This is a genomic window from Massilia arenae (assembly GCF_008014745.1).
Classification (GTDB): Bacteria; Pseudomonadota; Gammaproteobacteria; order Burkholderiales; family Burkholderiaceae_D; genus Telluria; species Telluria arenae.
On record NZ_VPFD01000010.1, the window covers coordinates 1 to 24,109 of the forward strand.

At 66.0% G+C, this 24,109-nt stretch carries 22 protein-coding genes; 14 read left to right on the forward strand and 8 right to left on the reverse strand.

From position 1 onward, the window contains the following. Positions 1–175: 175 nt before the first annotated feature. Positions 176–1,066, forward strand: a complete 891-nt coding sequence (locus tag FVD38_RS10545) for an alpha/beta fold hydrolase (RefSeq protein ID WP_147934784.1) — start codon at positions 176–178, stop codon at positions 1,064–1,066. 164 nt (positions 1,067–1,230) lie between these two features. On the opposite strand, the gene FVD38_RS10550 is transcribed toward FVD38_RS10545, so the two are convergent. Both FVD38_RS10550 and FVD38_RS10555 read right to left on the reverse strand, forming a co-directional pair. After that, positions 1,231–2,613 carry an ATP-binding protein gene (locus FVD38_RS10550; RefSeq protein WP_147934785.1) on the reverse strand — a complete coding sequence of 461 codons (1,383 nt, stop codon included), beginning with the start codon at positions 2,611–2,613 and terminating at the stop codon, positions 1,231–1,233. Then, positions 2,606–3,256, reverse strand: coding sequence for a response regulator transcription factor (locus tag FVD38_RS10555; RefSeq protein WP_308616800.1), 651 nt, complete (start codon positions 3,254–3,256; stop codon positions 2,606–2,608). Before FVD38_RS10555 ends, FVD38_RS10550 begins: the two co-directional genes overlap by 8 nt. Positions 3,257–3,415: 159 nt before the next feature. Here FVD38_RS10555 and FVD38_RS10560 point away from each other — a divergent pair, with 159 nt between their 5' ends. From FVD38_RS10560 to FVD38_RS10570, 3 genes are all read left to right on the forward strand, one after another. Continuing rightward, the gene (locus tag FVD38_RS10560; RefSeq protein ID WP_147934787.1) at positions 3,416–6,286 is read left to right on the forward strand and encodes a TonB-dependent receptor; all 2,871 of its coding nucleotides are present in this window, start codon (positions 3,416–3,418) and stop codon (positions 6,284–6,286) included. Between the two features lie 32 nt (positions 6,287–6,318). After that, complete coding sequence (locus FVD38_RS10565) at positions 6,319–8,376, forward strand: glycoside hydrolase family 97 protein (protein WP_147934788.1); 2,058 nt, start codon at positions 6,319–6,321, stop codon at positions 8,374–8,376. Positions 8,377–8,499: 123 nt separating this feature from the next. Next, positions 8,500–9,711: an MFS transporter gene (locus FVD38_RS10570; RefSeq protein ID WP_147934789.1), complete on the forward strand. Its 1,212-nt coding sequence runs from the start codon at positions 8,500–8,502 to the stop codon at positions 9,709–9,711. Here the strand turns inward: FVD38_RS10570 and FVD38_RS10575 are convergent. Then, positions 9,708–10,109 (reverse strand): hypothetical protein, encoded by a 402-nt coding sequence (locus tag FVD38_RS10575; RefSeq protein WP_147934790.1) that lies wholly within the window; start codon positions 10,107–10,109, stop codon positions 9,708–9,710. The genes FVD38_RS10570 and FVD38_RS10575 overlap by 4 nt on opposite strands. Before the next feature lie 146 nt (positions 10,110–10,255). Here FVD38_RS10575 and FVD38_RS10580 point away from each other — a divergent pair, with 146 nt between their 5' ends. Together FVD38_RS10580 and FVD38_RS10585 are read left to right on the forward strand one after the other, a co-directional pair. Continuing rightward, on the forward strand, positions 10,256–11,092 hold the full coding sequence (locus FVD38_RS10580) for a PhzF family phenazine biosynthesis protein (protein ID WP_147934791.1): 837 nt from the start codon (positions 10,256–10,258) through the stop codon (positions 11,090–11,092). A gap of 190 nt (positions 11,093–11,282) precedes the next feature. After that, positions 11,283–12,065, forward strand: coding sequence for a hypothetical protein (locus FVD38_RS10585; RefSeq protein WP_123067916.1), 783 nt, complete (start codon positions 11,283–11,285; stop codon positions 12,063–12,065). Between the two features lie 14 nt (positions 12,066–12,079). Here the strand turns inward: FVD38_RS10585 and FVD38_RS26455 are convergent, their stop codons facing one another. After that, the gene (locus tag FVD38_RS26455) at positions 12,080–12,508 is read right to left on the reverse strand and encodes a DUF1622 domain-containing protein (protein WP_222706914.1); all 429 of its coding nucleotides are present in this window, start codon (positions 12,506–12,508) and stop codon (positions 12,080–12,082) included. A gap of 214 nt (positions 12,509–12,722) precedes the next feature. On the opposite strand from FVD38_RS26455, the gene FVD38_RS26460 reads away from it, so the two are divergent. Continuing rightward, positions 12,723–13,589, forward strand: coding sequence for a MipA/OmpV family protein (locus FVD38_RS26460; protein ID WP_187271545.1), 867 nt, complete (start codon positions 12,723–12,725; stop codon positions 13,587–13,589). Between the two features lie 38 nt (positions 13,590–13,627). On the opposite strand, the gene FVD38_RS10595 is transcribed toward FVD38_RS26460, so the two are convergent. Genes FVD38_RS10595 through FVD38_RS10605 form a run of 3 tightly spaced genes read right to left on the reverse strand, consistent with a single transcriptional unit; the run spans position 13,628 to position 15,751 of the window. Then, on the reverse strand, positions 13,628–14,437 hold the full coding sequence (locus FVD38_RS10595) for a transporter (protein ID WP_229493580.1): 810 nt from the start codon (positions 14,435–14,437) through the stop codon (positions 13,628–13,630). A 4-nt stretch (positions 14,438–14,441) separates the two neighbouring features. Beyond that, entirely contained in the window at positions 14,442–14,924 is a 483-nt protein-coding gene (locus FVD38_RS10600; protein ID WP_147934794.1) for a hypothetical protein, read from the reverse strand. Positions 14,925–14,938: 14 nt separating this feature from the next. Beyond that, entirely contained in the window at positions 14,939–15,751 is an 813-nt protein-coding gene (locus FVD38_RS10605; RefSeq protein ID WP_187271546.1) for a DUF2092 domain-containing protein, read from the reverse strand. Between the two features lie 256 nt (positions 15,752–16,007). Between FVD38_RS10605 and FVD38_RS10610 the strand changes: the two genes are divergently transcribed. After that, positions 16,008–18,947 carry a putative bifunctional diguanylate cyclase/phosphodiesterase gene (locus FVD38_RS10610; RefSeq protein ID WP_147934796.1) on the forward strand — a complete coding sequence of 980 codons (2,940 nt, stop codon included), beginning with the start codon at positions 16,008–16,010 and terminating at the stop codon, positions 18,945–18,947. Between the two features lie 2 nt (positions 18,948–18,949). On the opposite strand, the gene FVD38_RS10615 is transcribed toward FVD38_RS10610, so the two are convergent. Continuing rightward, positions 18,950–19,330: a DUF4124 domain-containing protein gene (locus FVD38_RS10615; protein ID WP_147934797.1), complete on the reverse strand. Its 381-nt coding sequence runs from the start codon at positions 19,328–19,330 to the stop codon at positions 18,950–18,952. Between the two features lie 135 nt (positions 19,331–19,465). Here FVD38_RS10615 and FVD38_RS10620 point away from each other — a divergent pair, with 135 nt between their 5' ends. The 6 genes from FVD38_RS10620 to FVD38_RS10645 all read left to right on the forward strand — a co-directional run bounded on the left by FVD38_RS10620 (position 19,466) and on the right by FVD38_RS10645 (position 24,073). Further along, positions 19,466–20,107, forward strand: a complete 642-nt coding sequence (locus FVD38_RS10620; protein ID WP_147934798.1) for a helix-turn-helix transcriptional regulator — start codon at positions 19,466–19,468, stop codon at positions 20,105–20,107. Positions 20,108–20,141: 34 nt separating this feature from the next. After that, positions 20,142–21,134: a 2-hydroxyacid dehydrogenase gene (locus tag FVD38_RS10625; RefSeq protein ID WP_147934799.1), complete on the forward strand. Its 993-nt coding sequence runs from the start codon at positions 20,142–20,144 to the stop codon at positions 21,132–21,134. 96 nt (positions 21,135–21,230) lie between these two features. Next, positions 21,231–21,719 carry a hypothetical protein gene (locus FVD38_RS10630; protein WP_147934800.1) on the forward strand — a complete coding sequence of 163 codons (489 nt, stop codon included), beginning with the start codon at positions 21,231–21,233 and terminating at the stop codon, positions 21,717–21,719. 32 nt (positions 21,720–21,751) lie between these two features. Further along, the gene (locus FVD38_RS10635) at positions 21,752–22,462 is read left to right on the forward strand and encodes a purine nucleoside phosphorylase YfiH/LACC1 family protein (protein WP_147934801.1); all 711 of its coding nucleotides are present in this window, start codon (positions 21,752–21,754) and stop codon (positions 22,460–22,462) included. Continuing rightward, positions 22,459–22,992, forward strand: a complete 534-nt coding sequence (locus FVD38_RS10640; RefSeq protein WP_147934802.1) for a hypothetical protein — start codon at positions 22,459–22,461, stop codon at positions 22,990–22,992. The genes FVD38_RS10635 and FVD38_RS10640 overlap by 4 nt, the downstream gene beginning before the upstream one ends. Positions 22,993–23,104: 112 nt before the next feature. Then, positions 23,105–24,073 (forward strand): threo-3-hydroxy-L-aspartate ammonia-lyase, encoded by a 969-nt coding sequence (locus FVD38_RS10645; protein WP_147934803.1) that lies wholly within the window; start codon positions 23,105–23,107, stop codon positions 24,071–24,073. The last annotated feature ends 36 nt before the right edge of the window (positions 24,074–24,109 follow it).

The window sequence follows — 24,109 nt, forward strand, 5'->3', positions numbered from 1 at the left end:
CTGAACCCAACAATCAATTCGCCCAGCATAGCTTTTGCACGGAACAAAGGCCAGCTACGGCGAGGAACATGATCGCACGATACTGAACAGATAAGGTCTATTGTGCTTCTTCTTTTCGCCAGGGACTATGCCTGTCTGGCGAGTCGCGTCATATTGCTGAAGGAAATCGAGTCTCATGTCTTTCCTTTTTCCCGGTTTCCGGGCCTTGAGAATTGAAACGGAACCTGCGCTCGTGATCAGTGCAGTCATCGGCGGCTCCGGCCCACCCTTGCTGCTCCTGCACGGCCACCCGCAAACCCACGCCATCTGGCACAAGGTCGCGCCCCGGCTTGCCGAGCGTTTCACGGTAGTGGCCTGCGACCTGCGCGGCTATGGCGACTCGAGCAAGCCGCAGGGAGACGCCTACCACGCCAACTACAGCAAGCGCACGATGGCGCTCGATGCGCTGGCCGTCATGCGTTCGCTCGGCTTCGAACGATTCCGCGTACTGGCCCACGACCGCGGCGCGCGCGTGGCGCACCGGCTGGCGCTGGACCATACGCAAGCGATCGAGCGGATGGCATTGCTGGACATCGCGCCGACCCTGGCGATGTACGAACAGACTTCGGAAGCGTTCGCGCGCGCCTACTGGCACTGGTTCTTCCTGATCCAGCCAGCGCCCATGCCCGAGCGCCTGATCGAGGCCGACCCGGCCGCCTACGTGCGTGACGTGATGGGCAAGCGCAGCGCCGGCCTGGCGCCGTTCGATCCGCGCGCGCTGAGCGAATACCAGCGCTGCCTGGCGCTGCCGGGCGCGGCCCACGGTATCTGCGAGGATTACCGGGCCGCCGCCGGCATCGATCTCGACCACGACCGGCTCGATCGCGAGGAAGGGCGAAAGCTCCGGATGCCGCTATTGGCACTGTGGGGTGAGCAGGGCGTGGTGGGGCGCTGCTTCGATCCGCTCAGGGAGTGGAAACTGGTGGCGGACGACGTACAGGGCGGGGCGCTGCCCTGCGGTCACTACATCGCGGAAGAAGCGCCCGAGCTGCTGCTCGAGCGCGTGCTACCGTTTTTCGTCGGCTGATAACATCAATCCACAGCCCGCGCCCTTGAAACGTCGTTCCCGCGCAGGCGGGAACCCAAGCTTGCATGATCCCCTGGCACGGTCCACGCAGCCGGCTGCGTGAAGGACTTAGGTTCCCGCCTGCGCGGGAACGACGTGCGAAAGGCGCAGGCCGAATCACATGATCAAGCCGCGGCGCCCGCGAACTCGATCGTCGCCGTCAACCCCTGTCCACCTTCGCCGTCCGACAGCACAATGATGCCGCCATTGCGCGCGGCGCCCCGTTCCGCGATCGCCAGTCCCAGGCCGCTGCCCGACTGCTCCTGTCCCGGCACCCGGTAGAAGCGTTCGAAGACCTTGTCGCGCAGGTCCGGCTTGATGCCCGGTCCCTGGTCGGCGACCGCCAGCCGATAGATGTGGCCGATGCGGTTGAGGCGCACCGCGATGCGGCTGTCCTGCGGCGAATACTTGATCGCGTTGCTGATCAGGTTATCGACGGCCGACGCCATGCTTTCCAGGTGCAGCGGCACGCTGCCGTCGGCATCGGCGTGGAACTCGATTTCGATATTGCGCTGCACCGCCAGGTGGGCCGCCGCCGCCACCCGGTCGCGCACGAACTCGGCGACGTCGGTCTGCGGCCGGGGGTGGTCGACCTGTGGCTCGGCGCGCGCCCGCTCGAGGGCGAGCAACTGGTGCACAGTGTGGGTGGCGCGCGCCACGCCGCTGCGCAGGCCGGCCGCCGGCTCGGCGCAGCGCTCGGCCAGCTCGCTGCCGGCGCGGCTGAGCAGCACGTGGGCATTGATCTGGATCGCCGCCAGCGGCGTCTTGAGTTCGTGCGCCGCATCGGTAAGGAATTCGTGCTCGTGCTCGATGCGCTGCGAGAGTCGCGCCATCAGGCCGTTGATCGCGTCGACCAGCGGCGACAGTTCACGGTAGGTGGAATCCGGCAGGGGCGTCAGGTCGCCGTCCGAACGCTGGGCGATGTTTGACGCGATCGAGCGCAGCGGACGCAGGCCGATGCCGACGATCAGCCAGGCGGGAATCAGCAGCAGCGGCAGGCTGAAGATGGTCGAGGACAGCAGGAACCCAACGCCGCCGATCGAGAACATCCATTCGTCGTCGACTTCGTGGCTGCGCTCGACCACGATGTCCTCGAGCTTGTCCTGCGCTTCCCAGCGCACCCAGGAATAGGCGTCGCGGGTGGCGACTTCCGGCAACCGGTCGGGCCACTGCGGCGCCGAGTTGTAGACCAGGCGGCCGTGCAGCCAGACGCGCACCCGCACGTGCGAGTGGTAATCGAGTTCCTGGAACATGCGCACGCGGTTGGCCTCGATCTCCTCCAATACCGGCAGCATGCGCGCTACATCCGGGCCGACGTCCGACAGGTGGGCCTGGATATTGGCGGTGTGCGCCTTGTTCTCGCTGAAGGTGCGGCTGCGCTGGGTCGCCTTGGCCTCGAGGAATACCCATACCAGTCCGATGATGGCCACGACGACGATCACGCCCGCGAAGCTGAACATCAGGCGCTGGAACAGCGACGACGGCCGGTTCGCCAGCCGCCTAAGCATCCTGCTGCACCATATAGCCGACCCCGCGCACGGTGCGGATTACGCCCTCGCCGATCTTCTTGCGCAGGTTGAAGATGTGCACGTCCAGGGTCTGGCTTTGTCCCTCGCCGGCGGGCAGCGCGCGCCGTTCCAGCTCCACCCGGGTCAATACCCGGTTGGCCTGCTTCATGAGCGTCAGCAGCAGCGCGAACTCGGTCTTCGACAGGGTCACCGGCTGGCCGCCGCGCGTCACCGCCATGCGGTTTTCGTCCAGCACGATGTCGCCGGACGTCCATAGGTTTTCTTCCAGCGTGCCGTGGCTGCGGCGCACGAGCGCGCGCAGGCGCACCAGCAGCTCGGGGATTTCGAACGGTTTGATCAAATAGTCGTCGGCGCCCAGGTCGAAGCCCTTCAGGCGGTCTTGCAGGCTGTCGCGCGCGCTGATGATCAATACCGGCAGGCGCACCCCGTCGGCGCGCAACGAGCGCAACACGTCATTGCCGTCGCCGTCGGGCAGGCCGAGGTCGAGCACCACCGCGTCGAAGGCCTCGCCGCGGATGCGCGCACCGGCATCGGCCGCGAGGCGCAGCCAGACCGCCGTATGGCCCTCGTCCTGGAATACCGACAACAGCGCCTGGCCGATGGCGAGATCGTCTTCGATCATGAGAATTTTCATGGCGCGAGTTTACCAGTGCGGCGTACCGGCAGGGCGTCGGCGAATCTTCAGATTCGCTTCAGCTCATGCGTTGACCCCGCCCGCGCGATATTGGACCATCGAACCCAACCAGCAAAAAGCTGGAATAAATATAATCAGGAGACAGACATGACGACACGTCGGGACGGCGCGCGGCGCCAGCGCTTTCAGTCACATTTCCAGTTACATCCTATTGCAGGAGCGTGCGCGCTGCTGTTGATGGTAACTCCGCTGCACGCGCAGGAAGCCGGCGCCCAGGATGCCGAGGACGCGGTCCGGCCCGCGGCGACGGTTACGGGAGAGGCGCCGCTCGCCACCGTCAACGTGTCCGGCATCCGGCGCGGCATCGAGGCCGCCATCGAGATCAAGCGCAACGCGACGTCCATCGTCGAAGCCGTCTCCGCCGAAGACATCGGCAAGCTGCCCGACACCACCGTTGCCCAGTCGATCTCGCGCCTGTCGGGCGTCACCACCCAGCGCAGCAAGATCAACGGCAAGGCGACCGAGGTCAGCGTGCGCGGCATGTCGCCGACCTTCAATGGATCGTTGCTCAACGGCCGCGAACAGGCCTCGACCAGCGATGCGCGCAGCCCCGAATTCGACCTGTTCCCGTCCGAGCTGACCGGCAGCGTGCTGGTCTATAAAACGCCGGACGCGAGCCTGATCGGCCAGGGCCTGGCCTCGACCATCGACCTGCGCACCCTGCGCCCGCTCGATTTCGGCAAGCGCATGTTCGCGGCCAATGCGCGCAAGGAGCGCATCGGCTTCGGTTCCGGTTCCGACCTCGGCTCGGGCCACCGCAAGACGCTGACCTACGTCGACCAGTACTTCGGCCGCAAGCTGGGCCTGTCGGTTGGCCTGACCTCGTTCAAGCAGGACAACGGCGGCGAACTCAAATTCGACAGCTGGGGCGCCAATACCGCCGACATCGACTACAACGGCCAGACCGTCAAGGCGATCAACGGCTTCATGGCCGAGACCTCGCGCCGCAAGGCCGAGCGCGACGGCGCTTCGGTGACCCTGCAGTTCCGCCCCAACGACAAGTTCCGCTCGACCTTCGACGCGTTCTACTCGCGCGGCGAAGAGGCGACCAAGAAGACCGGCCTCGAAGGCGCGATCGTCGGCGGCACCGGCATCTACGATCCCAACGCGGTGCTGACCGACGCCACCATCGAGAACGGCATCGTCACCGCCGGCACCTTCAGCAACTACAAGGGCGACGTGCGCAACCACCTGTTCTCGAACAAGGACCGCCTGCTGTCGCTCGGCGTGAACAATGAGCTCAAGGTGGGCGAGTGGCGCATCGTGAACGACCTGTCGTACTCGAAGGGCACCAAGCGCATCAGCAATTTCGAGACCATGGCCGGCCAGCCGGGCAACACGCCCGAAAGCCAGCTCGGCTCGATCAGCTACAGCGGCTTCAATGGCAGCAACTTCGCCGACGTGCGCTATAACCCGAGCCTGAACTACGCCGACCGCAACGTGGCCCTGCTGACCGACGTCGCCGGCTGGGGCGGCGGCCCGCTGTCGCCGCAGGCCGGCTACCTGGCGCTGCCGACCATCGACGACAAGGTGCAGGCGGTGCGCCTGTCGGCCGAACGCGATACCGACTGGGGGCCGCTGGCCACGGTGCGCTTCGGCGTCAACTACACCAAGCGCGACAAGTCGCGCCTGGGCGAAGAGGGGCGGCTGTCGGTGCGCGGCGGCGATGGCTATGCCGCGATCGCCATGCCGGGAAGCGGCACTGAGGTCGCGGGCCCGACCGGTATCCCGGTGGCCTCGTTCGACCCGACCGGGAGCTTGGGCTCGCTGTACGAATTGAACCGCTGGGTCGACGCCACCGTGCTGGCGCGCGACTGGAGGGTGGGCGAGAAGGTCGCCACCGCCTACCTGATGGGCGAACTCGATGGCACCCTGATGTCGCTGCCGTACAGTGGCAATATCGGCGTGCAGGTGGTCGACACCCGCCAGCGCGCCAGCGGCAACCAGGTCGACCTGGCCAACTGCACCGGCATCACCACCGACACCTGCCCGGCGATCGTGAAAACCGGCGGCATCGACTACACCAAGGTCTTGCCCAGCCTGAACCTGACCTTCGACCTGGGCAACGACCAGCTGCTGCGCCTGGGCGCCGGCAAGCAGGTCTCGCGCGCCAACCTGGACAACCTGAAGGCCAGCATGAACTTCGGCCTGCAGAGCGCCACCGCCGACGACCCGGCGCTGACCGGCTTCGCCGGCAATCCGGAACTCAAGCCCTATGAGGCGCGCGCGCTCGACCTGTCGTACGAAAAATACTTCGGCAAGAAGGGTTACGTCAGCGCCGCGCTGTTCTACAAGAAGCTCGACAACTACGTGATCAATGCGCCGCAGATGTTCGACTTCGCCCAGTACACCAGCGCCAGCACGCCGCTGCCGGCCACCGGCCAGTATGCCGGCTCGACGATCGGCTTCCTGACCATGCCGCAGAACGGGGAGGGCGGCATCATGCGCGGCATCGAGCTGTCGGCCAACCTGCCGTTCGGGCTGGTCGTGAATGCGCTGGACGGCTTCGGCGTGCAGGTGAACCATTCGCATACCGATTCCTCGGTGCGCCTGCCGACCAGCGCCTTCGTCACCGGCAGCAATGCGCCGGTGTTCAACGGCGCGGTGTCCGAGATCGGCCTGCCTGGCCTGTCGCGCAACGTGACCAGCCTGCGCCTGTACTACGAGAAGCACGGCCTGCAGGTGTCGCTGGCGGCCTACCGCCGCTCGAGCTTCATCGGCCAGATCCTCGACTACCGCAGCGAATCGCAGTTCACCTTCATCAAGGGCGAGACGATTGCCGACGCCCAGGTGTCCTACGATTTCCAGGCCGGCATGCTGCAGGGCTGGTCGGTGTTCCTGCAAGGGCATAACCTGACCAACGAACCGTTCCGCGAGTACACCAGCGATCCGAAGGTGTACACCAACACCGTCAACTTCGGGCGCACCTACTCGGCGGGTATCAATTACAAGTTTTGAGCAGTAAATAAAGCAGCAAACAAGGGAGAAATATGGTTTCCAGATTCATGAATGCCAGCCTGGCCACGCATTGCTGCGTGGTGCTGGGCATGGTGGTGAGCAGCAGCGCCTTCGCGGCCGAGGCAATGAGCGCGAGCGTCGAGTCGCCGGGCAAGGTGCTGAACGTGTCGGTGCAGGTCGCGCCGGACGGGCGCCTGTCGTACCAGGTCGAACGCAAGGGGCAGCAGGTGATCGCGCCGTCGCGCCTGGGCTTCGTGCTGGGCAGCGACAAGCCGCTGGACTCGGGCTTCAAGATCGAGCGCCAGGTGGTCACCGACCATGACAGCACCTGGGAACAGCCCTGGGGCGAGCGCCGCACGGTGCGCAACCACTACCGCCAGATGCGGGTCGACGTGAAGAAGAACGACGGCCGCCGCCTGGCGATCGTGTTCCGCGTGTTCGACGACGGCCTGGGCTTTCGCTACGAATTCCCCAAGCTGCCGAACAACCGCGCCACGCACATCGCCGACGAGCTGACCGAGTTCGTGGTGGCCCAACCCGCCACCGCCTGGTGGCAGCAGGCCGGCGAAGTCTGGGCGCTGGAATACCCGATCCAGAAGTCGCCGTTGCGTGAAGTGGGCATGGCCAACACCCCGATGACGGTTCGCATGGAGAACGGCACCCACATCGCCTTCCACGAGGCGGCGCTGGTCGACTATGCCTCGATGTGGCTGCGCCGGGTCGAGGGCCAGCGCCTGCGCGCGCACCTGACCCCGTCGGCCACCGGCAACCCGGTGGTGCGCACCGGCGCCTTCACCACGCCATGGCGCACGATGCAGATCGCCGACGATGCGGCCGGCCTGTACATGTCCGACCTGGTGCTGAACCTGAACGAACCGAACAAGCTGGGCGACGTCTCCTGGGTCAAGCCGTCGAAATATGTCGGCGTGTGGTGGGACATGCACCTGGAAACCAAGTCGTGGGCCTCGGGTGCGAAACATGGCGCCACCACCGAATACACCAAGCGCTACATCGACTTTGCGGCCAAGCACGGCTTCCGCGGCGTGCTGGTCGAGGGCTGGAACCCGGGCTGGGACAGCGACTGGGCCGGCAATGGCCTGGACATGGATTTCACGAAGGCGCATCCGAGCTTCGACATCGCCGCTGTGACGGACTATGGCCGCAAGAAGGGCGTACACCTGATCGGTCACCACGAGACCGGCGGCAACGTCGCGCACTACGAAAAGCAGATGGACGCGGCGTTCAAGCTGTATGCCAAACACGGCGTGGACAGCATCAAGACCGGCTACGTGACCGACGGCGGCGCGGCCCAGTTCATGGGCAAGAACGGCAAGGTCCATTTCGGCTACACCGACTCGCAAGAGGGCGTGCGCCACTACCAAAAGGTGGTCGAGGAGGCGGCGCGCTACAAGATCGCGATCAACACCCATGAACCGGTGAAGGACACCGGCCTGCGCCGCACGTATCCGAACTGGATCTCGCGCGAAGGCGCGCGCGGCGTCGAGTACAACGCCTGGGGCAATCCGGTCAACACGGTCGACCACGAGGCCAATCTGGTGTTCACCCGCATGCTGAGCGGCCCGCTGGACTACACGCCGGGCATCCTGAGCCTGGAAGGCAAGGACAAGCGGCCATTCAACTCGACCCAGGCCAAGCAGCTCGCGAACTTCGTGGTGATCTATTCGCCGGTGCAGATGGCGGCCGACCTGATCGAGCACTACGAGCGCTATCCGGGCCCGTTCCAGTTCATCAAGGACGTGCCGGCCGACTGGGAAGACACCCGCGTGCCGCATGGCGCGGTGGGCGAATACGTGACCATCGTGCGCAAGGACCGTCATTCGGATGCCTGGTACGTCGGCTCGGTCACGGACGGCACCCGCCGCACCCTGGACCTGAAGCTGGACTTCCTGGACGCCGGCAAGACCTATGTGGCCGAGATCTACCGCGACGGCGACAACGCCGACTATCGTGACGACAAGCGCCGCTTCGAGATCGCGATCGAGAAGCGCAACGTCACCAGCGCCGATACCATCAAGATGGTGCTGGCGCCGGGCGGCGGGCAGGCGATTCGCCTTGTGCCCGTGAAGTAACGGAACGTCGCGGACGACACGGGCGCGCATGGGCCGGAGGCACCGGCCCTGCGCGTTCGGCGGATTTGGCATATGCTGTTGGATTGTCCATACCGCGTTGACGCAATTCGAGTCCGTCGTCCCATGTCCACATCACCGTCTTCACCTTCCACGATTTCCCCCGCCGCTTCCGGCACCGTCATGCAGATCCTGTTCTCGGTGGCCTTCGTTCACCTGCTGAACGACTGCGTGCAGGCCGTGCTGCCGTCGATCTACCCGCTCCTGAAGCATGAATTCAACCTGACCTTTACCCAGGTCGGCATGATCACTTTGACCTTCCAGTGCACCGCCTCGCTGCTCCAGCCCTGGATCGGCCTGTACACCGACAAGCGTCCGATCCCCTTCCTGCTGCCGGCCGGGATGTGCGTGACCCTGGTGGGCGTCGGCCTCCTGGCCTGGGCCGACAGCTTCGCGATGCTGCTCACCGCTGCCGCGATGATCGGCGTCGGTTCCTCGACCTTCCACCCCGAAGCCTCGCGCGTCGCGCGCCTGGCCTCGGGCGGGCGCTTCGGCTTTGCCCAGTCGCTGTTCCAGGTCGGCGGCAACGCCGGCTCGGCGCTCGGCCCGCTGCTGGCGGCGGCCATCGTGGTGGGACGCGGCCAGGGCGAGATCGCCTGGTTCATGCTGCTGGTGCTGGTCGCGGTGGCGGTGCTGGTGGGCGTGAGCCGCTGGTACAGCAACCACCTGACGAATATGATCAAGAAGGCCGCGCAGCACGCCGGTCCGGCACTGCCGCGCAAGAAGGTGATCCAGGCCCTGGTGGTGCTGGCGCTGCTGGTGTTCTCCAAGTACATCTACATGGCCAGCCTGCAGACCTACTACACCTTCTTCCTGATCGAGAAGTTCCACCTGCCAGTCGGCACCGCCCAGCTCTACCTGTTCCTGTTCCTGGCCTCGGTGGCGGCAGGCACCTTCGCCGGCGGCCCGATCGGCGACAAGATCGGTCGCAAGCGCGTGATCTGGTTCTCGATCCTGGGCGCGGCGCCATTCACCATCATGCTGCCGTACGCGAACCTGTTCTGGACCGGCGTGCTGTCGGTCGTGATCGGGCTGGTGATGTCGTCGGCCTTCTCGGCCATCGTGGTCTTCGCCCAGGAGCTGGTGCCGGGCAAGGTCGGCCTGATCTCGGGCATCTTCTTCGGCCTGATGTTCGGCATCAGCGGCGTGGGCGCGGCGGCGATGGGCCATATCGCCGACATCCACGGCATCGACCAGGTGTACCGGATCGCGTCCTTCCTGCCGCTGCTGGGCATCATGGCGGCGCTGTTGCCGAAGGTCGAAGGGGCGCGGCGCTAGCGCTGCCCTTCGGCCCCGATCCGCTCGAGCACGATCGTGTAGCGCTGTTCCTCGCCGTCCGCGGTCCAGCGCTGGCGAGCTTCCAGCGTCGCGTCGTCGATTCGGTGCCAGGAAAAATGGCTGGGCGCATTGACCGGGTCGAAGCTGGCGGAGTCGGCATCGATGCTGGCCGCGCGCCAGGTGAATTCGCCCCATTGCGAGACGACGCCGCCTTCAGTCAAGGTGATGGTGCTGCCGTCGCTATGTTCGCTGAACGTCGCGTCCGTGAAGCGGCGCGACCGGAATACCGTCGGCTCGGGCCGGTCGTACTCCTCATAGAATGGCGTGCCGTCCGGCGCTTCACCTCTCCAGCGGCCTTCCAGGAACCGGAGCCGGTCGAAATCTTCAACGCTGAACATGGGTTTTCTCCTGTATGGAATGATCGAGGACGGGGGGCGCAGAAGAGCGCTGGACGCTGGGCCCGCCAGGCAGCTACTCTACACCTGTTCCCCGAAGTCTCGTCGCCGATGCGATCATGGGCGACCCCATTATCGAAAGGATCCACATGGAACTGCACGACATCCAGCGTATCGCCGCCTTCGACGACAACGGCCAGGGCGGCAATCCGGCCGGGGTCTGGATCGGCGCCGCCTTGCCGCCGGCCGCCGAGATGGCCCGCATCGCGCACGAGGTCGGGTTTTCGGAAACCGCCTTCGCCGCGCCGGAAGGCGAGGCCTGGCGGGTGCGCTATTTTTCACCGGAATCCGAGGTGCCGTTCTGCGGCCACGCGACCATCGCCCTCGGCGCCGCGCTGGCCCGCGCCCACGGCGATGGCCGCTATGCGCTGACCCTGAACGCGGCCAGCATCACGGTCGAGGGCCGGCGCGACGGCGAACGGGTGCACGCGGCGCTGCAGTCGCCGCCGACCCGCAGCAAGGCGGCCGACGCGGCGCTGGTCGATGCGGCGCTGGCGCTGTTCGGCTACACCCGGGCCGATCTCGACCCGCGCATTCCGCCGTCACACGCCCACGGCGGCGCCGACCACCTGGTGCTGGCGCTGTCGAGCCGCGCGCTGCTGGCGGCGATGCGCTATGACCTGGACGCCGGCCGGGCGCTGATGCTGGCACACGGCCTGGTGACGGTCGTGCTGGCTTGGGCCGAGCATCCGCAGTTGTTCCATACCCGCAATCCCTTCGCCTCCGGCGGCGTCTATGAAGATCCGGCCACCGGCGCCGGCACCGCGGCACTGGCCGGCTACCTGCGCGACATCGGCTGGCCGCATGGCGGACGCATCGAGATTGTCCAGGGTGAAGACATGGGCGCGCGTTCGCGTTTGACGGCCGACATCGGCGAGGAGGCGGGCGGCTCGATCCGCGTGTCAGGAACGGCGCGGTTGATGTAAAGCAATAGTCCTTTAACTTATGGTAGTTGGCTGGACAAAACCGACAACTTTGTCATAAAACCACTAGTGTACTTACTAGCAAACAGAGGGCTAAAAGCACGCCTGCTCAACAGTTCGATTTTCCGTGAGCGGATTGATAATTTGATCCAGACCAACCCTGTGTCAATCTTATCAACCCAGGAGTACCGCCATGGAGCTGTTCCCAGCAGCTGTGTTCAACCCCTCGAAAGCGTCCCCACCGCGCACCGCGCGCGGTCCCGTCGCTGGAGGCGCGATCGAGCGTTTGCCGTTCACTATCCGCCGGGTAGAAACCGAAGCGGATTTACTCAAGGCCGTGCGCATCCGCCACGCCGCCTATGCCCGCCACGTCCCGGATTTCGCCCGCAGCCTGGCGCAGCCCGAGGCAGCCGACTATGACGCCGACACCATCGTCCTGCTGGCCGAGTCCAAGCTCGACGGCACGCCGATCGGCAGCACCCGCATCCGCACCAACCTCTACCGCCCGCTGGGCGTGGAAGAGTCGATCGTCCTGCCCGACTGGCTGCAGGACAAGCGCCTGGTCGAGGCGACCCGCCTCGGGATCGACGAGGGTCGTGTCGGTCGCATGGTCAAGATTGCACTGATCAAGGCCTGCTTCATGTATTGCGAAGATAACGCCATCGACTATTCCGTGGCGACCGGCCGTCCACCCGTGGACAAGCAATACGATCAGCTGATGTTCGTCGACGTATTCCCTGAACTGGGCCTGGTGCCGCTGCGTCACGTGGGTAATATTCCGCATCGCGTGATGGCGTTCGAGATCGCCACCTTCCAGCAGCGCTGGGCCGAGGCGCGCCATCCGATGCTGAACTTCTTCTTCAATACCCACCACCCGGACATCGACGTCGGTCCGATTGCGCCGCCATCGCTGGCGCTGCCGCAACGCCCCGTGCCGCCGGCCGTGCGGCCTCGCGTCGAACTGGCGTTCGCCTGACGTTCTCCTGATCTTCATCCGGGATCGCGGGGCGCAGCCTGGACAGGCTGCGCCCCTTCGCGTTTCTGCTCGGCCAATTCACGTTCGCGGGCCCGCGCCAGGTCATGGTCCAGGAAATAGGTGAGGAAGGTGCGGATGGCGGCGATCGCCGCCAGCCGTCCCAGCTCGTCCCAGCCAGGCGCGATCGTGGTGCCGACGATGTCGGCCGCAAGCTGGAAGGTGAGGGCGACCACCAGCCAGTCGCCGAAGCCGATGAAGGCCGCGTGCACCCGCGCCGGCGTAGCCGCGCCGCGCAGGCATAGCGCCACCACCCGCGCCAGCGCCTCAAGGGCGCCGGCGGCCACGGTCAGCACCGCGAACGCGTCGAGCGCGAGCGCGATCCAGCCGGCGGCCGCATGCACCAGCGCATCCATCCCGTCCCCCCGTCCAGACCCACTCATCATCCTAAGCACGTTCCAGGTGTGCGCGGTACTGGACCTTGGTCGTAGCGCTGGGGGCGCCAGCGCCAGGGCAGGATCGGAGCGCACGACGTTTTTGACGAGATATGGCACAAAACGCGGCGCGGACTGTCTACACAGTTCCGGCAATGCGAAGCGCAGCGGTGAATGGCGCCGGCGCGGCCCCGATGTCCCAACCCCTAGCTCCGAGAGGTCAGTCATGAAGACGTTCACGCACAGCCCCCGCAGCCAACCTGTCCACCGCAGCCTCGCCATTGCCGCAGCGCTGCTCTGTTCACCGCTCGCCGCCGCGCAAGACGTGCTCCCGGTCGAGTTGCTCGAAGAACGCAACCTGGTGGGCCTGGGGCTATTCGCGGTGCCCGATTATTACGGCTCCGGCGATTACCAGGCCGCCGTCGCGCCGGTATTGCACTACAACTTCGGCGAAGACCGCTACGTGCGGGTGCTCGGTCCCGAGATCCTGGCCAACCTGCTGCCGCGCAAGGACTGGCGCGCCGGTCCATTGATTCGCTGGCGCATGCGGCGCGACGACGACGTCGACGACGAGGTCGTCAAGCGCATGCGCCCGGTCGCCACGGCCACCGAGATCGGCGCCTTCGTCGCCTACCACATGCCGCTGACGCAGGGCCAGCCGATGCACAAGCTGGTGTTCAGCGCCGACGTGGTCGGCAACACCAATAATGTGTACGACGGCGCCACCGGCAACCTGCGCGTCAACTACGTCCACCCCTTCCCGCAGCCGGTCGCCGGCAGGCAGCTGATCGGGAGCATAGGCTTTGGCCTGTTCTTCGCAAGTAAAGACTTCAACCGCAAGTATTTCGGCATCAGGGATAGCGACGAGGTCCTGTTCCCGGAGCGGGGCGGCCTGATCTATGACCCCGACCCGTCGGTCACTTCGATCAAGATTCCCTTCAGCCTGACGACCCAGCTCAACCCCGAATGGCTGATGACGTTCGGTGGGCGTTATGAGCGGCTGCTGGACGACGCCAAGGACAGCCCGGTGGTGGAGGGGCGCGGGGACGCCGACCAGTGGACGGTGGGGGTTGCGTTCTCCTACTTGTTCTGACATGGGCAGGCCGGCCCGCCAGCGGGCCGGCCTGCCGCCTACCTGGCAAACAGGAAGGTCACGCTCAGGCGCACGCCCCAGTCGCGCGGCCCGCCGGGCGGGCTGTCGGCCCAGTAGCGCAGGCCGCCGCCGATCGATACCGGCTGGCGGCCGAACTTGATCAGCTTGCTGGCGGTGAAATTGACCGGCACCGACCACTGTTCCTGTTTCCAGTCGTAGCTCGATTCGGTGTTGATGCCGAAGGTCCAGGCATCTTTGGTGGTATAGCTGAGGAAGGGCTGCAGGAAGGTGGCGCTGACGTTCGGCCGGTCGTCATGGCCGGCGAACGACCAGATGTGGTTGGCCAGCGCGCCATAGGTCCACGGTCCGTGCTGGCGGAGCACGACCCCGGTCGGGCCGGCGCCCCACTGGCGCGCGCTGAGCGCACTCTCGCTGCCGGTGGGTAGCAGGAAGGCCGGTCCGGCGCCCCAGACGATGCCGTTGGCGCCGGGGCGCGAAGGCGAGAGGAAGAAACTCTGGGTAACGTCGCCAATGCCGTGCTGGTGACCGGCGCCGGGAGTCAGTTCGTGCTGGCTGATTACCGGCAGGATGGTGCGGCTGATCAAGGTCCAGTCGGGATTGAGCGTGACCGGCACCACCGGCTGCACATTCAAGGTGAACCTGTGGCCGTCGCGCGTGGGGCCGTAGCGGCGGTCGTCGTTGGCCTGCAGCGGCACGCTGATCATCGCGGCCACCGGATTGGCCAGCTTCTTGGCCAGCTCTTGCGCGTCCTGCGCGTGGACGGGCTGGCAGCAGAGCCAGGCCAGGCCGGCTACTGCCGCGCAGGCGTGCCTGCCGTTCGTCGCCACGGACTTACCCCGGTGGCGCGACCACGACATAGTTGACGCTGGTGCCCGCATATTGCGGCTGGTACCAGGTGCTGCCGCACTGCTGGTAGGCGGTGCCGGCGCGGACCACGGCAACGCAGGACGGCGGGATCGAATAGGCGATCGAACCGATCGCCGCTGCCGTCACCGCCACCGCGCCGGCCACCGCCAGCCCCGCGCCGGGGCGGTAGTAATCATGGTCGACGTCCACATTGATATTGCGGTTGACGTTGACGTTGCGGTTGACGTTGCCGTAGCCGTTGACCGAGGTGCGGCTGACGTTGCGCGAGGCCTGGTAATTCCCGCCATAGGCGCCGCGATGCGCCTGGACGCTTCCGCTGCGGCTGACCGCCGCCGCCCCGCCGACGCGTCCCGCGCCACGCTGGGCGGCGGCCTCGTAGGCGATGACGACGACGGCCAGCGCGAGCAGCACACCGATGAAGCGCCGGTGTCCTGGAGTGAGCGGCATGGTTTCTCCCCCGTTCATTTGATCGACGCGACCTTGCCGTCGGCCGTCTGCAGCGCGATCTTCATCGCGCCCGACGGCGGCCGGAAGGAAAAAGTGGCATCGGAGAAGCGCGGCGCGAGGTTCCAGCGCAGCCACGCCGTATGGGTCGGCTCGCCCGGCTGGGCGATGGCCGTGACCGCCAGTTTGAGGGGCAGCGGCGTCTTGCCGGCCTGGATCCACACCTGCCAGTCCACGCCTTCCTGGCGGTAGGCGTAGTGATCGGCCTTCAGGCTGCCGACCGTCGCCGGACCGATGTAGTGCGCGGCGCGGATGTCGGACACCGGCGCCTGTTCGGTCCCCCAATAGAACAGGTCGGCCAGCGGCAGTTCGATGCCGTACTTCGCGCCCAGCGCATCGACGGTCTCGCGCAGGGTCGGCGGGGCCGCGACGGTGGCGTAGTACTTCAGGCGCGGGCCGTAGACGGTCACCGACTTGCCGTCATAGAAAATCTGGCGCTGCTTGCGGTCATTGGCGATGTCGACCTGCAGCCGGTCGGGCCGGCGCACCTTGAGGTTGGCCGTGCTGTCGAACTGCAGCTTCATGCCGTCGTCCATCACGGTCTCGGTCGTGGCGCGGCCGAGGACCTCGAAAGAGGGCAGGGTGCGCAGGTAGGCGCCCATGGCGGACAGGGCCGAGATTGCTTCGGGTTCGATATCGGGCTGGGCGGCTTGTGCCGGCTGGTCGGTCGGTGCCGGCGGCGGGTTCTGTGGCGCATTCTGTGGCGCCGCCAGGCAGGCCAGCGGCAAGCAGGCCGCGGCGCAGAGGAGTCGGATCGGGACGGCCCGCATATGCCTTCCTTTCGTTTGCGAACAAACCACGCGGGGCCGTTCGATGCGCTGTGCGACCGGCCGCCATGGGTACCAGTGGGCCATCGGCGCGGCGCGCGCGCAATCGGACCTTGGCCCTACTGTCAATGCCAAACCGTTGTGAATTGGTCTTTTCTGGCCCAATAATTGCATGACGGCACTAGCGTTAAGCTGTATCCTTGCGCTTTAATGCCCGGCGTCCGTCGCGCAGCGTCACCAGTTCCATCCAAGATCGTCCATGCCCAACGTCAAACATCAGCTCCGTGCAACGCTGCCGGCCGCGATCCACGCGGCTGTCGAGCTGATACTGAAGATCTTTGCCTATTACCTGATCCCGGTGGGGATCGGCATCGTCTCGCTGATCGCGCTGGTGTTCTGGCATGACGAATACCGCACCAGCGGCGACGTGCCGCTGGCGATGCACGTTACGATCGACCAGTCCGCGACGCTGGCGCCAGGCGATGCGCTGGCGCTGGCGCGCGCCACGCCGCTGACCAATGGGCACGACACCCACCTGTCCGAAGCGCCGGTCTGGTTCGCCTTCGAGCCGATGCCGCGCGCCGGCGAGCAGGTGATCGAATTCCCGTCGCGCCACGCGCTCGACATCGCCTGCTGGGATGCGAGCACCCAGAACCCGCTCGGCGCCGCCACCCGCAGCACCGACCACGGCGTGCTGCAGGCCGACAAGGCCGGCTTCGCGATGCGCCTGGCGCCGCTGCCGCGCCAGCTGTTGTGCCGCGCCACCTTCTCGGGCCCGGCGCGCCTGTCGGTGCTGCAATGGCCGGCCGATCAGTTCGCCTTGTCGGTCAAGCAATACCACCGCAAGTCGGGCCTGCTCGACGGCGGCATGATCGTGCTGGCCCTGTTCATCATCATCACGGCCCTGATCAACCGTCAGCCGGTCTACGTGCTGTTCGCCGGCTGGCTGATCCTGAACCTGCGCGTGGGCGCGCTGTCGGCCGGCTGGGACATCCAGTGGCTGGGCCAGACCGTGCCGTCCGAATGGCTGCTGCGCAGCCGCGCCGTGACGATCACCCTGTACGGCATCGCCACGCTGACCCTGTACCAGGCGCTGCTCAAGGAACACCTGGCCGAGATGCGCTACCTGCTGCCGATGCGCGTCATGCAGTGGCTGTGCATGCCGATGCTGGCCGCGGCCATGCTGCTGCCGTACGGCATGTACCTGCCGCTGCTGTGGGGCATCCTGGTGTGCTGCTTCTCGCTGATGACGATCGGCCTGTTCAAGATCATCGTGGAATCGCGCACCCGGGTCGCGGCCTGGTTCGCGGCCTCGTTCGCGGTGACGTTCCTGGCCTCGCTGGCCGAGGTCCTGTCGGCCGCGCTCGGCATGCGCGAACTGCTGGGCGTGATCAACAGCGTCACCGCCGCGCTCGCATCGAGCCTGCTGGCGGCGCTGGCCGTGGCCGAGCAGATGCGCATGGAAACCGAGAAGCGCCAGGAAGCCCAGGAAGAACTCGAGCACGCCTACCAGGCGATGCCGGTCGGCCTGTTCACTCTCGATATGTACGGCCACTTCCTGAGCGTCAATCCGGCGCTGCAGAAAATGCTGGGCATGAGCGGCTTCACCCCGGGCCGCACCGCCTGGCGCCAGTTCTTCACCGAAGCCAGCTGGGCCAACCTGCACGAGCAGGTGCATGCCAAGTCCGAGGCCGAGATGGAGCTGGCCAGCCGCGACGGCAACCAGCGCTTCCTGGTCAGCGCCACGCTGGCGCGCTCGCGCATCGAGGGCGTGCTGCAGGACACGACCGAAAAACACAAGGCCACCGAGCAGCTGCGCTTCATGGCCAATAACGATCCGCTGACCAAGGTCTACAACCGGCGCGGCATCGAACGCGAATTCTCGAGCGCCGCCGCCAGCCTGGCCGCGGGGCGGCCGATGGCGCTGGCCTACGTCGACCTCGACCGCTTTAAACTGATCAACGACCTGTTCGGCCATGCGGCGGGCGACGAAGTGCTCAAGCAGGTATGCGAGCGGATGGGCACGATGCTCGCCGGCGGCCAGCAGATCGGGCGCGTGGGCGGCGACGAATTCGTGATCGTCATGCCCGAGACGGCGATCCCGCTGGCCTCGATCATCTGCCGCGGCATCGTCGACCGCCTCGGCAACACGCCGTACCGGGTAGGCGACAAGGCCTTCCACGTGCGCGCCTCGGTCGGCCTGATCGAGGTGGTGCCGGGCATGCCGATGAAGGATGCGGTATCGACCTCGGACCGCGCCTGCCGCGAAGCCAAGACCGGCCTGGGCGACGGCCTGGTCGTCTATGAACGCGGCGCCGACGCCTTCCGCCAGCGCGCGGCTGAACTGGACCTGGTCGAGCGCCTGTCCGGCCCGGATGCGACCGACAACCTGCTGCTCGAGATGCAGCCGATCATGTCGCTGCGCGCGCCGCACGAATCGTTGAACTTCGAGGTCTTGCTGCGCATGCGCGAGCCGGATGGCCGCGTGGTGCCGGCCGGCGCCGTGATCGCCGCCGCCGAGAAGAGCGGGCGCGCCAGCATGATCGACCGCTGGGTGCTCACCACGACCCTGGCCTGGATCGCCGAGCATACCGAAGACCTGGTCAACACCCGGTTCGTGTGCATGAACCTGTCGGGGGCCTCGCTCAACGACGAGCGCTTCGTGCAGGACACCTTCGACATCCTGGGCCGCTACGTGCACGTGGCCAGCCGCCTGTGCCTGGAAATCACCGAGAGCGTGGCGCTGCACGACCTGGACAACACGCGCCGCTTCATTGACCAGGTGCGCAGCTTTGGGGTGAAGGTGGCGCTGGACGACTTCGGCGCCGGTTATACCTCGTTCTCGTACCTGAAGGAGCTGCCGGCCGACGTGCTGAAAATCGACGGCAACTTTATCGTCAACATCAATGCTCACCCGGCCAATGTGGCGATCGTCGAGGCGATCGTGAGCCTGGCCGTGAACCTGGGAATGAAGACGATCGCGGAATGGGCCGAGGACGCGGCGACCGTGCAGACGCTGCACGAGATCGGCGTCGACTACGTGCAGGGCTATGTGGTGGCGCGCTCTATGCCGCCCGAGCTTTTATTGGAAGGACGCTCGAGCGCCGGCTTCATCAAGGACGATCAATTGTTGGAGCTGCTGCGCGAGCTGGAGAATCCTCCGGCGCCGCACCTGGCCAGCGTGAGCCGGCTGCACTGAGCTTATTCAAGACCAGCCAGGGTTTCCCTGCTGCCCACGTCGCCGATCAGGAATTGCGCGCGCGCCGCCTTCAGGGTGGCGACGTCGCTGGCCAGCGGCGTGGCTTTCACCCGTGGCATCGGCGCTGCACTGCGCTGCAGTGCGCGCGCGGGCGGCAGCACGTCTTCCCGGGCCGCCAGCGGATAAGGTGCGATCCTCGTTACACCTTCGCTGGACGGCATGCTGGCCATGCGCACGGTGGCGGCGCCCGCTTCGCAAGGGCGGTCGGTGAAAGTGACGCGGCCGGCGCCGTCGATGCACTTAACGATGACGGTGTCGGAATAGGCGCTCGGCGCGGCGATCGCGGCGGCGGCCAGCAGGCAGATGCTCAGTTGACGCTTCATGGTTGGCTCCTGGACGGATCCGTATTCAGGAATTTCATTGTCTTCCTTGCATCAATACGCTTCTGTTCGCCACTTCACGTGGGCGTGTAGGCCTGCGCGCCGTCGTTTTTTACAGAACCGCCAGTCTTGGATAAAATGTCCAATATGACCAAGACATTGCCAAGCAAGGAAGAATCCGCGCTCATCGAGCAGGTGCGGCACATTGCCGAGGGCTTGGCCCAGACCTTCGCGCCGTTCTGCGAGGTCGTGGTGCACGACCTGCGCGACCCCGGCCATGCGGTGCTGGCCATCCACAACAACCTCTCCAGCCGCGCGGCCGGCGACCCGGCCACCGAGCTGGGACTGGCGCGCATTGCCGACAGCGCCTATCCGCAGGTGCTCGCCAACTACCCGAACCAGTTCCCGGACGGCCGTCCGGCCAAGAGCACCTCGATCGGGATCAAGGATGCCGACGGCAACTACGTCGCGGCCTTGTGCCTGAACGTCGACCTGACCCTGTTCCGTTCGATGCAGGGCATCCTGGAACAGTTCAATGCGCTGGGAGAAGCGCCGGTGGGCGAATCGCTCGATCCGGCCAACGCCGACGGCATCCGGCGCCGCATCGACGCCTATGCGGCGCGGCTGGCGTCCTCGCCCCAGCTGCTCAAGGCGCACGAACGGCGTGCGCTGATGCGCGAACTGAAGGAGGGCGGATTTCTGGAAGTGCGGCGCGCGATGGAAGTAGCGGCATCTCACCTCGGCATTTCGCGGGCGACGGCATACAACGACATCAAATAGAATTTAGCGGTACCGTTTATCAGGGGAGTCAGTCGTGAAGACAGCCGTTTACAGCGCCCGCCGCTACGACAAGACCATGCTGGCCCAGGCCAACTTTGACGCCGACCATGAATTGCGCTTTCTCGAAGACCGGCTGAGCCGCGAGACCGCGATCCTGGCCGAGGGCTGCGCGGCGGTCTGCGTCTTCGTCAACGATACCGTCGATGCCGAGGTGCTGGGCATCCTGGCGCAGCAGGGCACGCGCCTGGTGGCTACCCGCTCGACCGGCTACAACCACGTCGATGCGGCCGCAGCACGCCGGCTGGGCATCGCGGTGGTGCGGGTGACGGACTATTCTCCCAACTCGGTCGCCGAGTTCGCGGTCGGGCTGCTGCTGGCCGTGAACCGCAAGATCGCCCGCGCCAGCGTGCGCACGCGTGAAGGCAACTTCGACCTCGACGGCCTGATGGGTTTCGACTTGCACGGCAAGACGGTCGGCGTGATCGGCACCGGCAAGATCGGCACCATCTTCGCCCGCATCATGGCCGGTTTCGGCTGCACCCTGGTCGGCTACGACCGCTACCCGACGCCGGCCTTCGAGGCATTGGGAGGGCGCTATATCGGCGTCGATGAGCTGCTGGCCTGCAGCGACGTGGTGTCGCTGCACTGCCCGCTGCTGGAAGAGACCCACCACATCGTCAATGCGGCGGCGCTGGCGCGAGTCAAGCGCGGCTGCGTGCTGGTCAATACCAGCCGCGGCGGCCTGGTCGACACCGAGGCGGCGGTGCAGGCGCTCAAGAGCGGCCAGCTGGGCGGCCTGGCGATCGACGTCTACGAGCAGGAAGCGAGCCTGTTCTTCCAGGACCTGTCGTCGACCATCATCACGGACGACGTGATCCAGCGCCTGGTGTCGTTCCCGAATGTGATCGTGACCGGTCACCAGGCCTTTTTCACGGTGGAGGCGATCGGGCAGATCATGCGCACGACCATCGACAGCATCGGTGCGTTCGAGCGGGGCGAGGAACTGGTCAATCGGATTCCGGATTGATGCGGTTTGCATGACTTGTCCCACGGGCTGGACAGGGCGGCACATAGTGCGTTAGGGTTCCCGGCATCGGCAATGTGTAGGGAAGGTTACGACCAGATGCATATCAAGCAGGTCCGCTTCGACCGGATTTTCGACGTCCAGGAGCGTACGGGTGACTTCAGCTTCGAGGATGGCGGCTGGCCGGTGTATGGCGTCAATGCCAATGGCCTGACGATCCCGCGTGAAGGCGCGATCTATGCCGTCGCCTTTGCCGAAGCGGGCAACTGGGAAAAAGTCATCGGCTGGCGCGACCTGGCAGAGTCCAACGTGGAGATCAAGCGCTCGGCCTGGTCGCTCGCCATCCAGGCGCTCCCCTGGTATTACATGATCATCCCGGTGCCGTTCGGCATCACTTTGGCGGTCCCGGTAGCCGGGCTCATGGTGTTGGCTTTTGGCGCCTTCATCTACCGCGCTGCCTGGCGCAACCGGCAGGCGGCCCACGCGCTGCGGGACGTGCATCCGGCTGTGCCGCCGGAGCCGGGCAAGCGCAAGCCGTCGCGACTGGCGCAATCGATATGGGCGCTGGCTCCGCTCCTGTGGAAATGACGCGGCATACGCCTGACTGATCGACCGCGACCATGACGAACAGCCCCGCACTGGATGCCGTCGCCGGTATCGTCCATCGCTTCGGCCGACGCGACGACGACATGGGCAGGCGCTTCCCGGCTTACTGGCCGCACCGGCCAGTCCAGCACGAGCGCCATGGCACGCGCATCGCCATCGCCCTGCACATGGGTGAGGATTGCGGCGAAGCCGATGGCATGTTCACCGAGCAGCCGGGACTGATGCTGGCGATCGCGACCGCCGATTGTGCGCCGGTCCTGTTGGCCCGGAAAGATGGTACGGCGGTGGCGGCCCTGCACGTCGGCTGGCGCGGCGCCCTGGCCGGCATCGTCCCTGAGTTCGCCGCATTGCTCGCGCGGCGCGGCGAGCGCACGGGCGACTGGGTTGCCGCCATCGGGCCGACGGCCGGACCCTGTTGCTACGAAGTGTCGGACGACATCATCGCCAGTTTTCGCGAGCGCTATCCGATCGATCCTCGCGTGATAGCGCCGCGTCATCGGCGCCTGGATCTGGCGCGCATGGTGCAGTGGCAGTTGGGCAGTGCCGGATTCGGCCAGGTTGGCGCGTGTGTGGAATGCACGATGTGCCACACGGTGGACACCGCGGAAGCGGATCCTGTTTTCGCTTATCACAGTTACCGGCGCGATAGCGCAACGCGGTCACCGGGCATCGACGTGCAATGGTCGGTGGTGGCAATCGCACCTCGAGATAAGGAAGAGAAATGAGCAGGCGAGTGGAAGATTTCGCACACATCGTGCAGGTAACGTTCGACCGCGTGTTCGACGTGCAGGGAGGCACCTTCAGCTTCGAAAGCGGCGGCAAGAAGCATTACAGCGTCACCTTCTCCGACGACACCGTGCCGCGCGATGGTTCGCGCTATGCTGTCGCACTGGTCGAGCAGGGCAACTGGCAGAAGATCGTGGGCTGGCGCGACCTGTCGACGCCGGACGTCGTGCTTGCCGAATCGGCCTGGGACGTCGCGCGCGACCAGGCCTGGGCCGTGTACTGGTTCGGCCCGTTCTTCGTCTTCGGCGCGCTGCTGTTCTTTGGCGGCTGGGCGGCGCTCGCGGCCTTGCTGCTGTTCCTGTGGGCGTCGGTGTACTTCGTGCAGCAGGCGCGCGAGCGCAACCGGCTGGTCGACCAGGCGTTGCGCGACATTCCGCCGGCCGCGCCGCCGGGCAATGGACCCAGGATCGGGAAGACCGGGAAAACGTGGATTACGGGCGTGCTGAACATCGTCCGCTGGTGGCCATAGCAAGGAGGTGACCCGACATCGCTGCGGTTTGACGCTTCATCCAGAATTGGATAATATGTCCAATATTGGATGAATCGTTAAACCGACCGCAGTGAACTGAAAGGATAGCGCCATGACCGCAGCATCGCTCCCCACTTACGAAGACGTCGCCCAGGCCGCCGAGCGCATCCTGGGCGCTGCCCACCGCACGCCGGTACTGACCTCGCGCACCGTCAACGAGGAATTCGGCGCCGAGGTGTTCTTCAAGTGCGAGAACATGCAGCGCATGGGCGCCTTCAAATTCCGCGGCGGCTATAACGCGCTGGCGAAGTTCAGCCCCGATCAGCGCCGCGCCGGCGTCGTCGCTTTCTCGTCCGGCAACCATGCGCAGGCGATCGCGCTGTCGGCGAAGATCCTGGGCATGCCGGCCACGATCGTGATGCCGCAGGATGCGCCGGCCGCGAAGGTTGCCGCAACGCGCGGCTATGGCGCCACCGTGGTCACCTATGACCGCTATACCGAAGACCGCGAGCAAATCGGCCGCGAGTTGGCCGAGAAGCACGGCCTGACCCTGATTCCACCCTATGACCACGCGGACGTGATTGCGGGGCAGGGCACGGCGGCCAAGGAGTTGTTCGAGGAAGTCGGCCCATTGGACGCCTTCTTCGTGTGCCTGGGCGGTGGCGGCCTGCTGTCCGGCTCCGCGCTGGCCACGCGCGCGCTGTCGCCGGGCTGCATGCTGTACGGCGTCGAGCCGGAGGCCGGCAATGACGGCCAGCAGTCGTTCCGCACCGGCGAGATCGTCCATATCGACACGCCGCGGACCATCGCCGACGGCGCCCAGACTCAGCACCTGGGGCAGCTGACCTTTCCGATCATCCGACGCGACGTCAACGATATTCTCACCGTGAGCGACGAGGAACTGGTGGCCTGCATGCGCTTTTTTGCCGAACGTATGAAGATCGTGGTGGAGCCGACCGGTTGCTTGGGGTTTGCCGCTGCGCGCCGGATGAAGGATCAGCTGAAGGGGAAGAAGGTCGGGGTGTTGATCAGTGGCGGGAATATCGATCTGGGGCGGTTTGCGAGTCTGATCGGCGATTGATTAATTTCTGCGACACAGTCGTGCGTCTGGCTGCGG

Coding starts and splice junctions, on each gene's coding strand:
- FVD38_RS10555 (WP_308616800.1), bottom strand. CDS start 3,256: ATGATCGAAGACGATCTCGCCATCGGCCAGGCGCTGTTGTCGGTATTC.
- FVD38_RS10545 (WP_147934784.1), top strand. CDS start 176: ATGTCTTTCCTTTTTCCCGGTTTCCGGGCCTTGAGAATTGAAACGGAA.
- FVD38_RS10560 (WP_147934787.1), top strand. CDS start 3,416: ATGACGACACGTCGGGACGGCGCGCGGCGCCAGCGCTTTCAGTCACAT.
- FVD38_RS10635 (WP_147934801.1), top strand. CDS start 21,752: ATGACGAACAGCCCCGCACTGGATGCCGTCGCCGGTATCGTCCATCGC.
- FVD38_RS10620 (WP_147934798.1), top strand. CDS start 19,466: ATGTCCAATATGACCAAGACATTGCCAAGCAAGGAAGAATCCGCGCTC.
- FVD38_RS10615 (WP_147934797.1), bottom strand. CDS start 19,330: ATGAAGCGTCAACTGAGCATCTGCCTGCTGGCCGCCGCCGCGATCGCC.
- FVD38_RS10550 (WP_147934785.1), bottom strand. CDS start 2,613: ATGCTTAGGCGGCTGGCGAACCGGCCGTCGTCGCTGTTCCAGCGCCTG.
- FVD38_RS10600 (WP_147934794.1), bottom strand. CDS start 14,924: ATGCCGCTCACTCCAGGACACCGGCGCTTCATCGGTGTGCTGCTCGCG.
- FVD38_RS10565 (WP_147934788.1), top strand. CDS start 6,319: ATGGTTTCCAGATTCATGAATGCCAGCCTGGCCACGCATTGCTGCGTG.
- FVD38_RS10645 (WP_147934803.1), top strand. CDS start 23,105: ATGACCGCAGCATCGCTCCCCACTTACGAAGACGTCGCCCAGGCCGCC.
- FVD38_RS26460 (WP_187271545.1), top strand. CDS start 12,723: ATGAAGACGTTCACGCACAGCCCCCGCAGCCAACCTGTCCACCGCAGC.
- FVD38_RS26455 (WP_222706914.1), bottom strand. CDS start 12,508: ATGATGAGTGGGTCTGGACGGGGGGACGGGATGGATGCGCTGGTGCAT.
- FVD38_RS10580 (WP_147934791.1), top strand. CDS start 10,256: ATGGAACTGCACGACATCCAGCGTATCGCCGCCTTCGACGACAACGGC.
- FVD38_RS10610 (WP_147934796.1), top strand. CDS start 16,008: ATGCCCAACGTCAAACATCAGCTCCGTGCAACGCTGCCGGCCGCGATC.
- FVD38_RS10575 (WP_147934790.1), bottom strand. CDS start 10,109: ATGTTCAGCGTTGAAGATTTCGACCGGCTCCGGTTCCTGGAAGGCCGC.
- FVD38_RS10640 (WP_147934802.1), top strand. CDS start 22,459: ATGAGCAGGCGAGTGGAAGATTTCGCACACATCGTGCAGGTAACGTTC.
- FVD38_RS10570 (WP_147934789.1), top strand. CDS start 8,500: ATGTCCACATCACCGTCTTCACCTTCCACGATTTCCCCCGCCGCTTCC.
- FVD38_RS10585 (WP_123067916.1), top strand. CDS start 11,283: ATGGAGCTGTTCCCAGCAGCTGTGTTCAACCCCTCGAAAGCGTCCCCA.
- FVD38_RS10630 (WP_147934800.1), top strand. CDS start 21,231: ATGCATATCAAGCAGGTCCGCTTCGACCGGATTTTCGACGTCCAGGAG.
- FVD38_RS10605 (WP_187271546.1), bottom strand. CDS start 15,751: ATGCGGGCCGTCCCGATCCGACTCCTCTGCGCCGCGGCCTGCTTGCCG.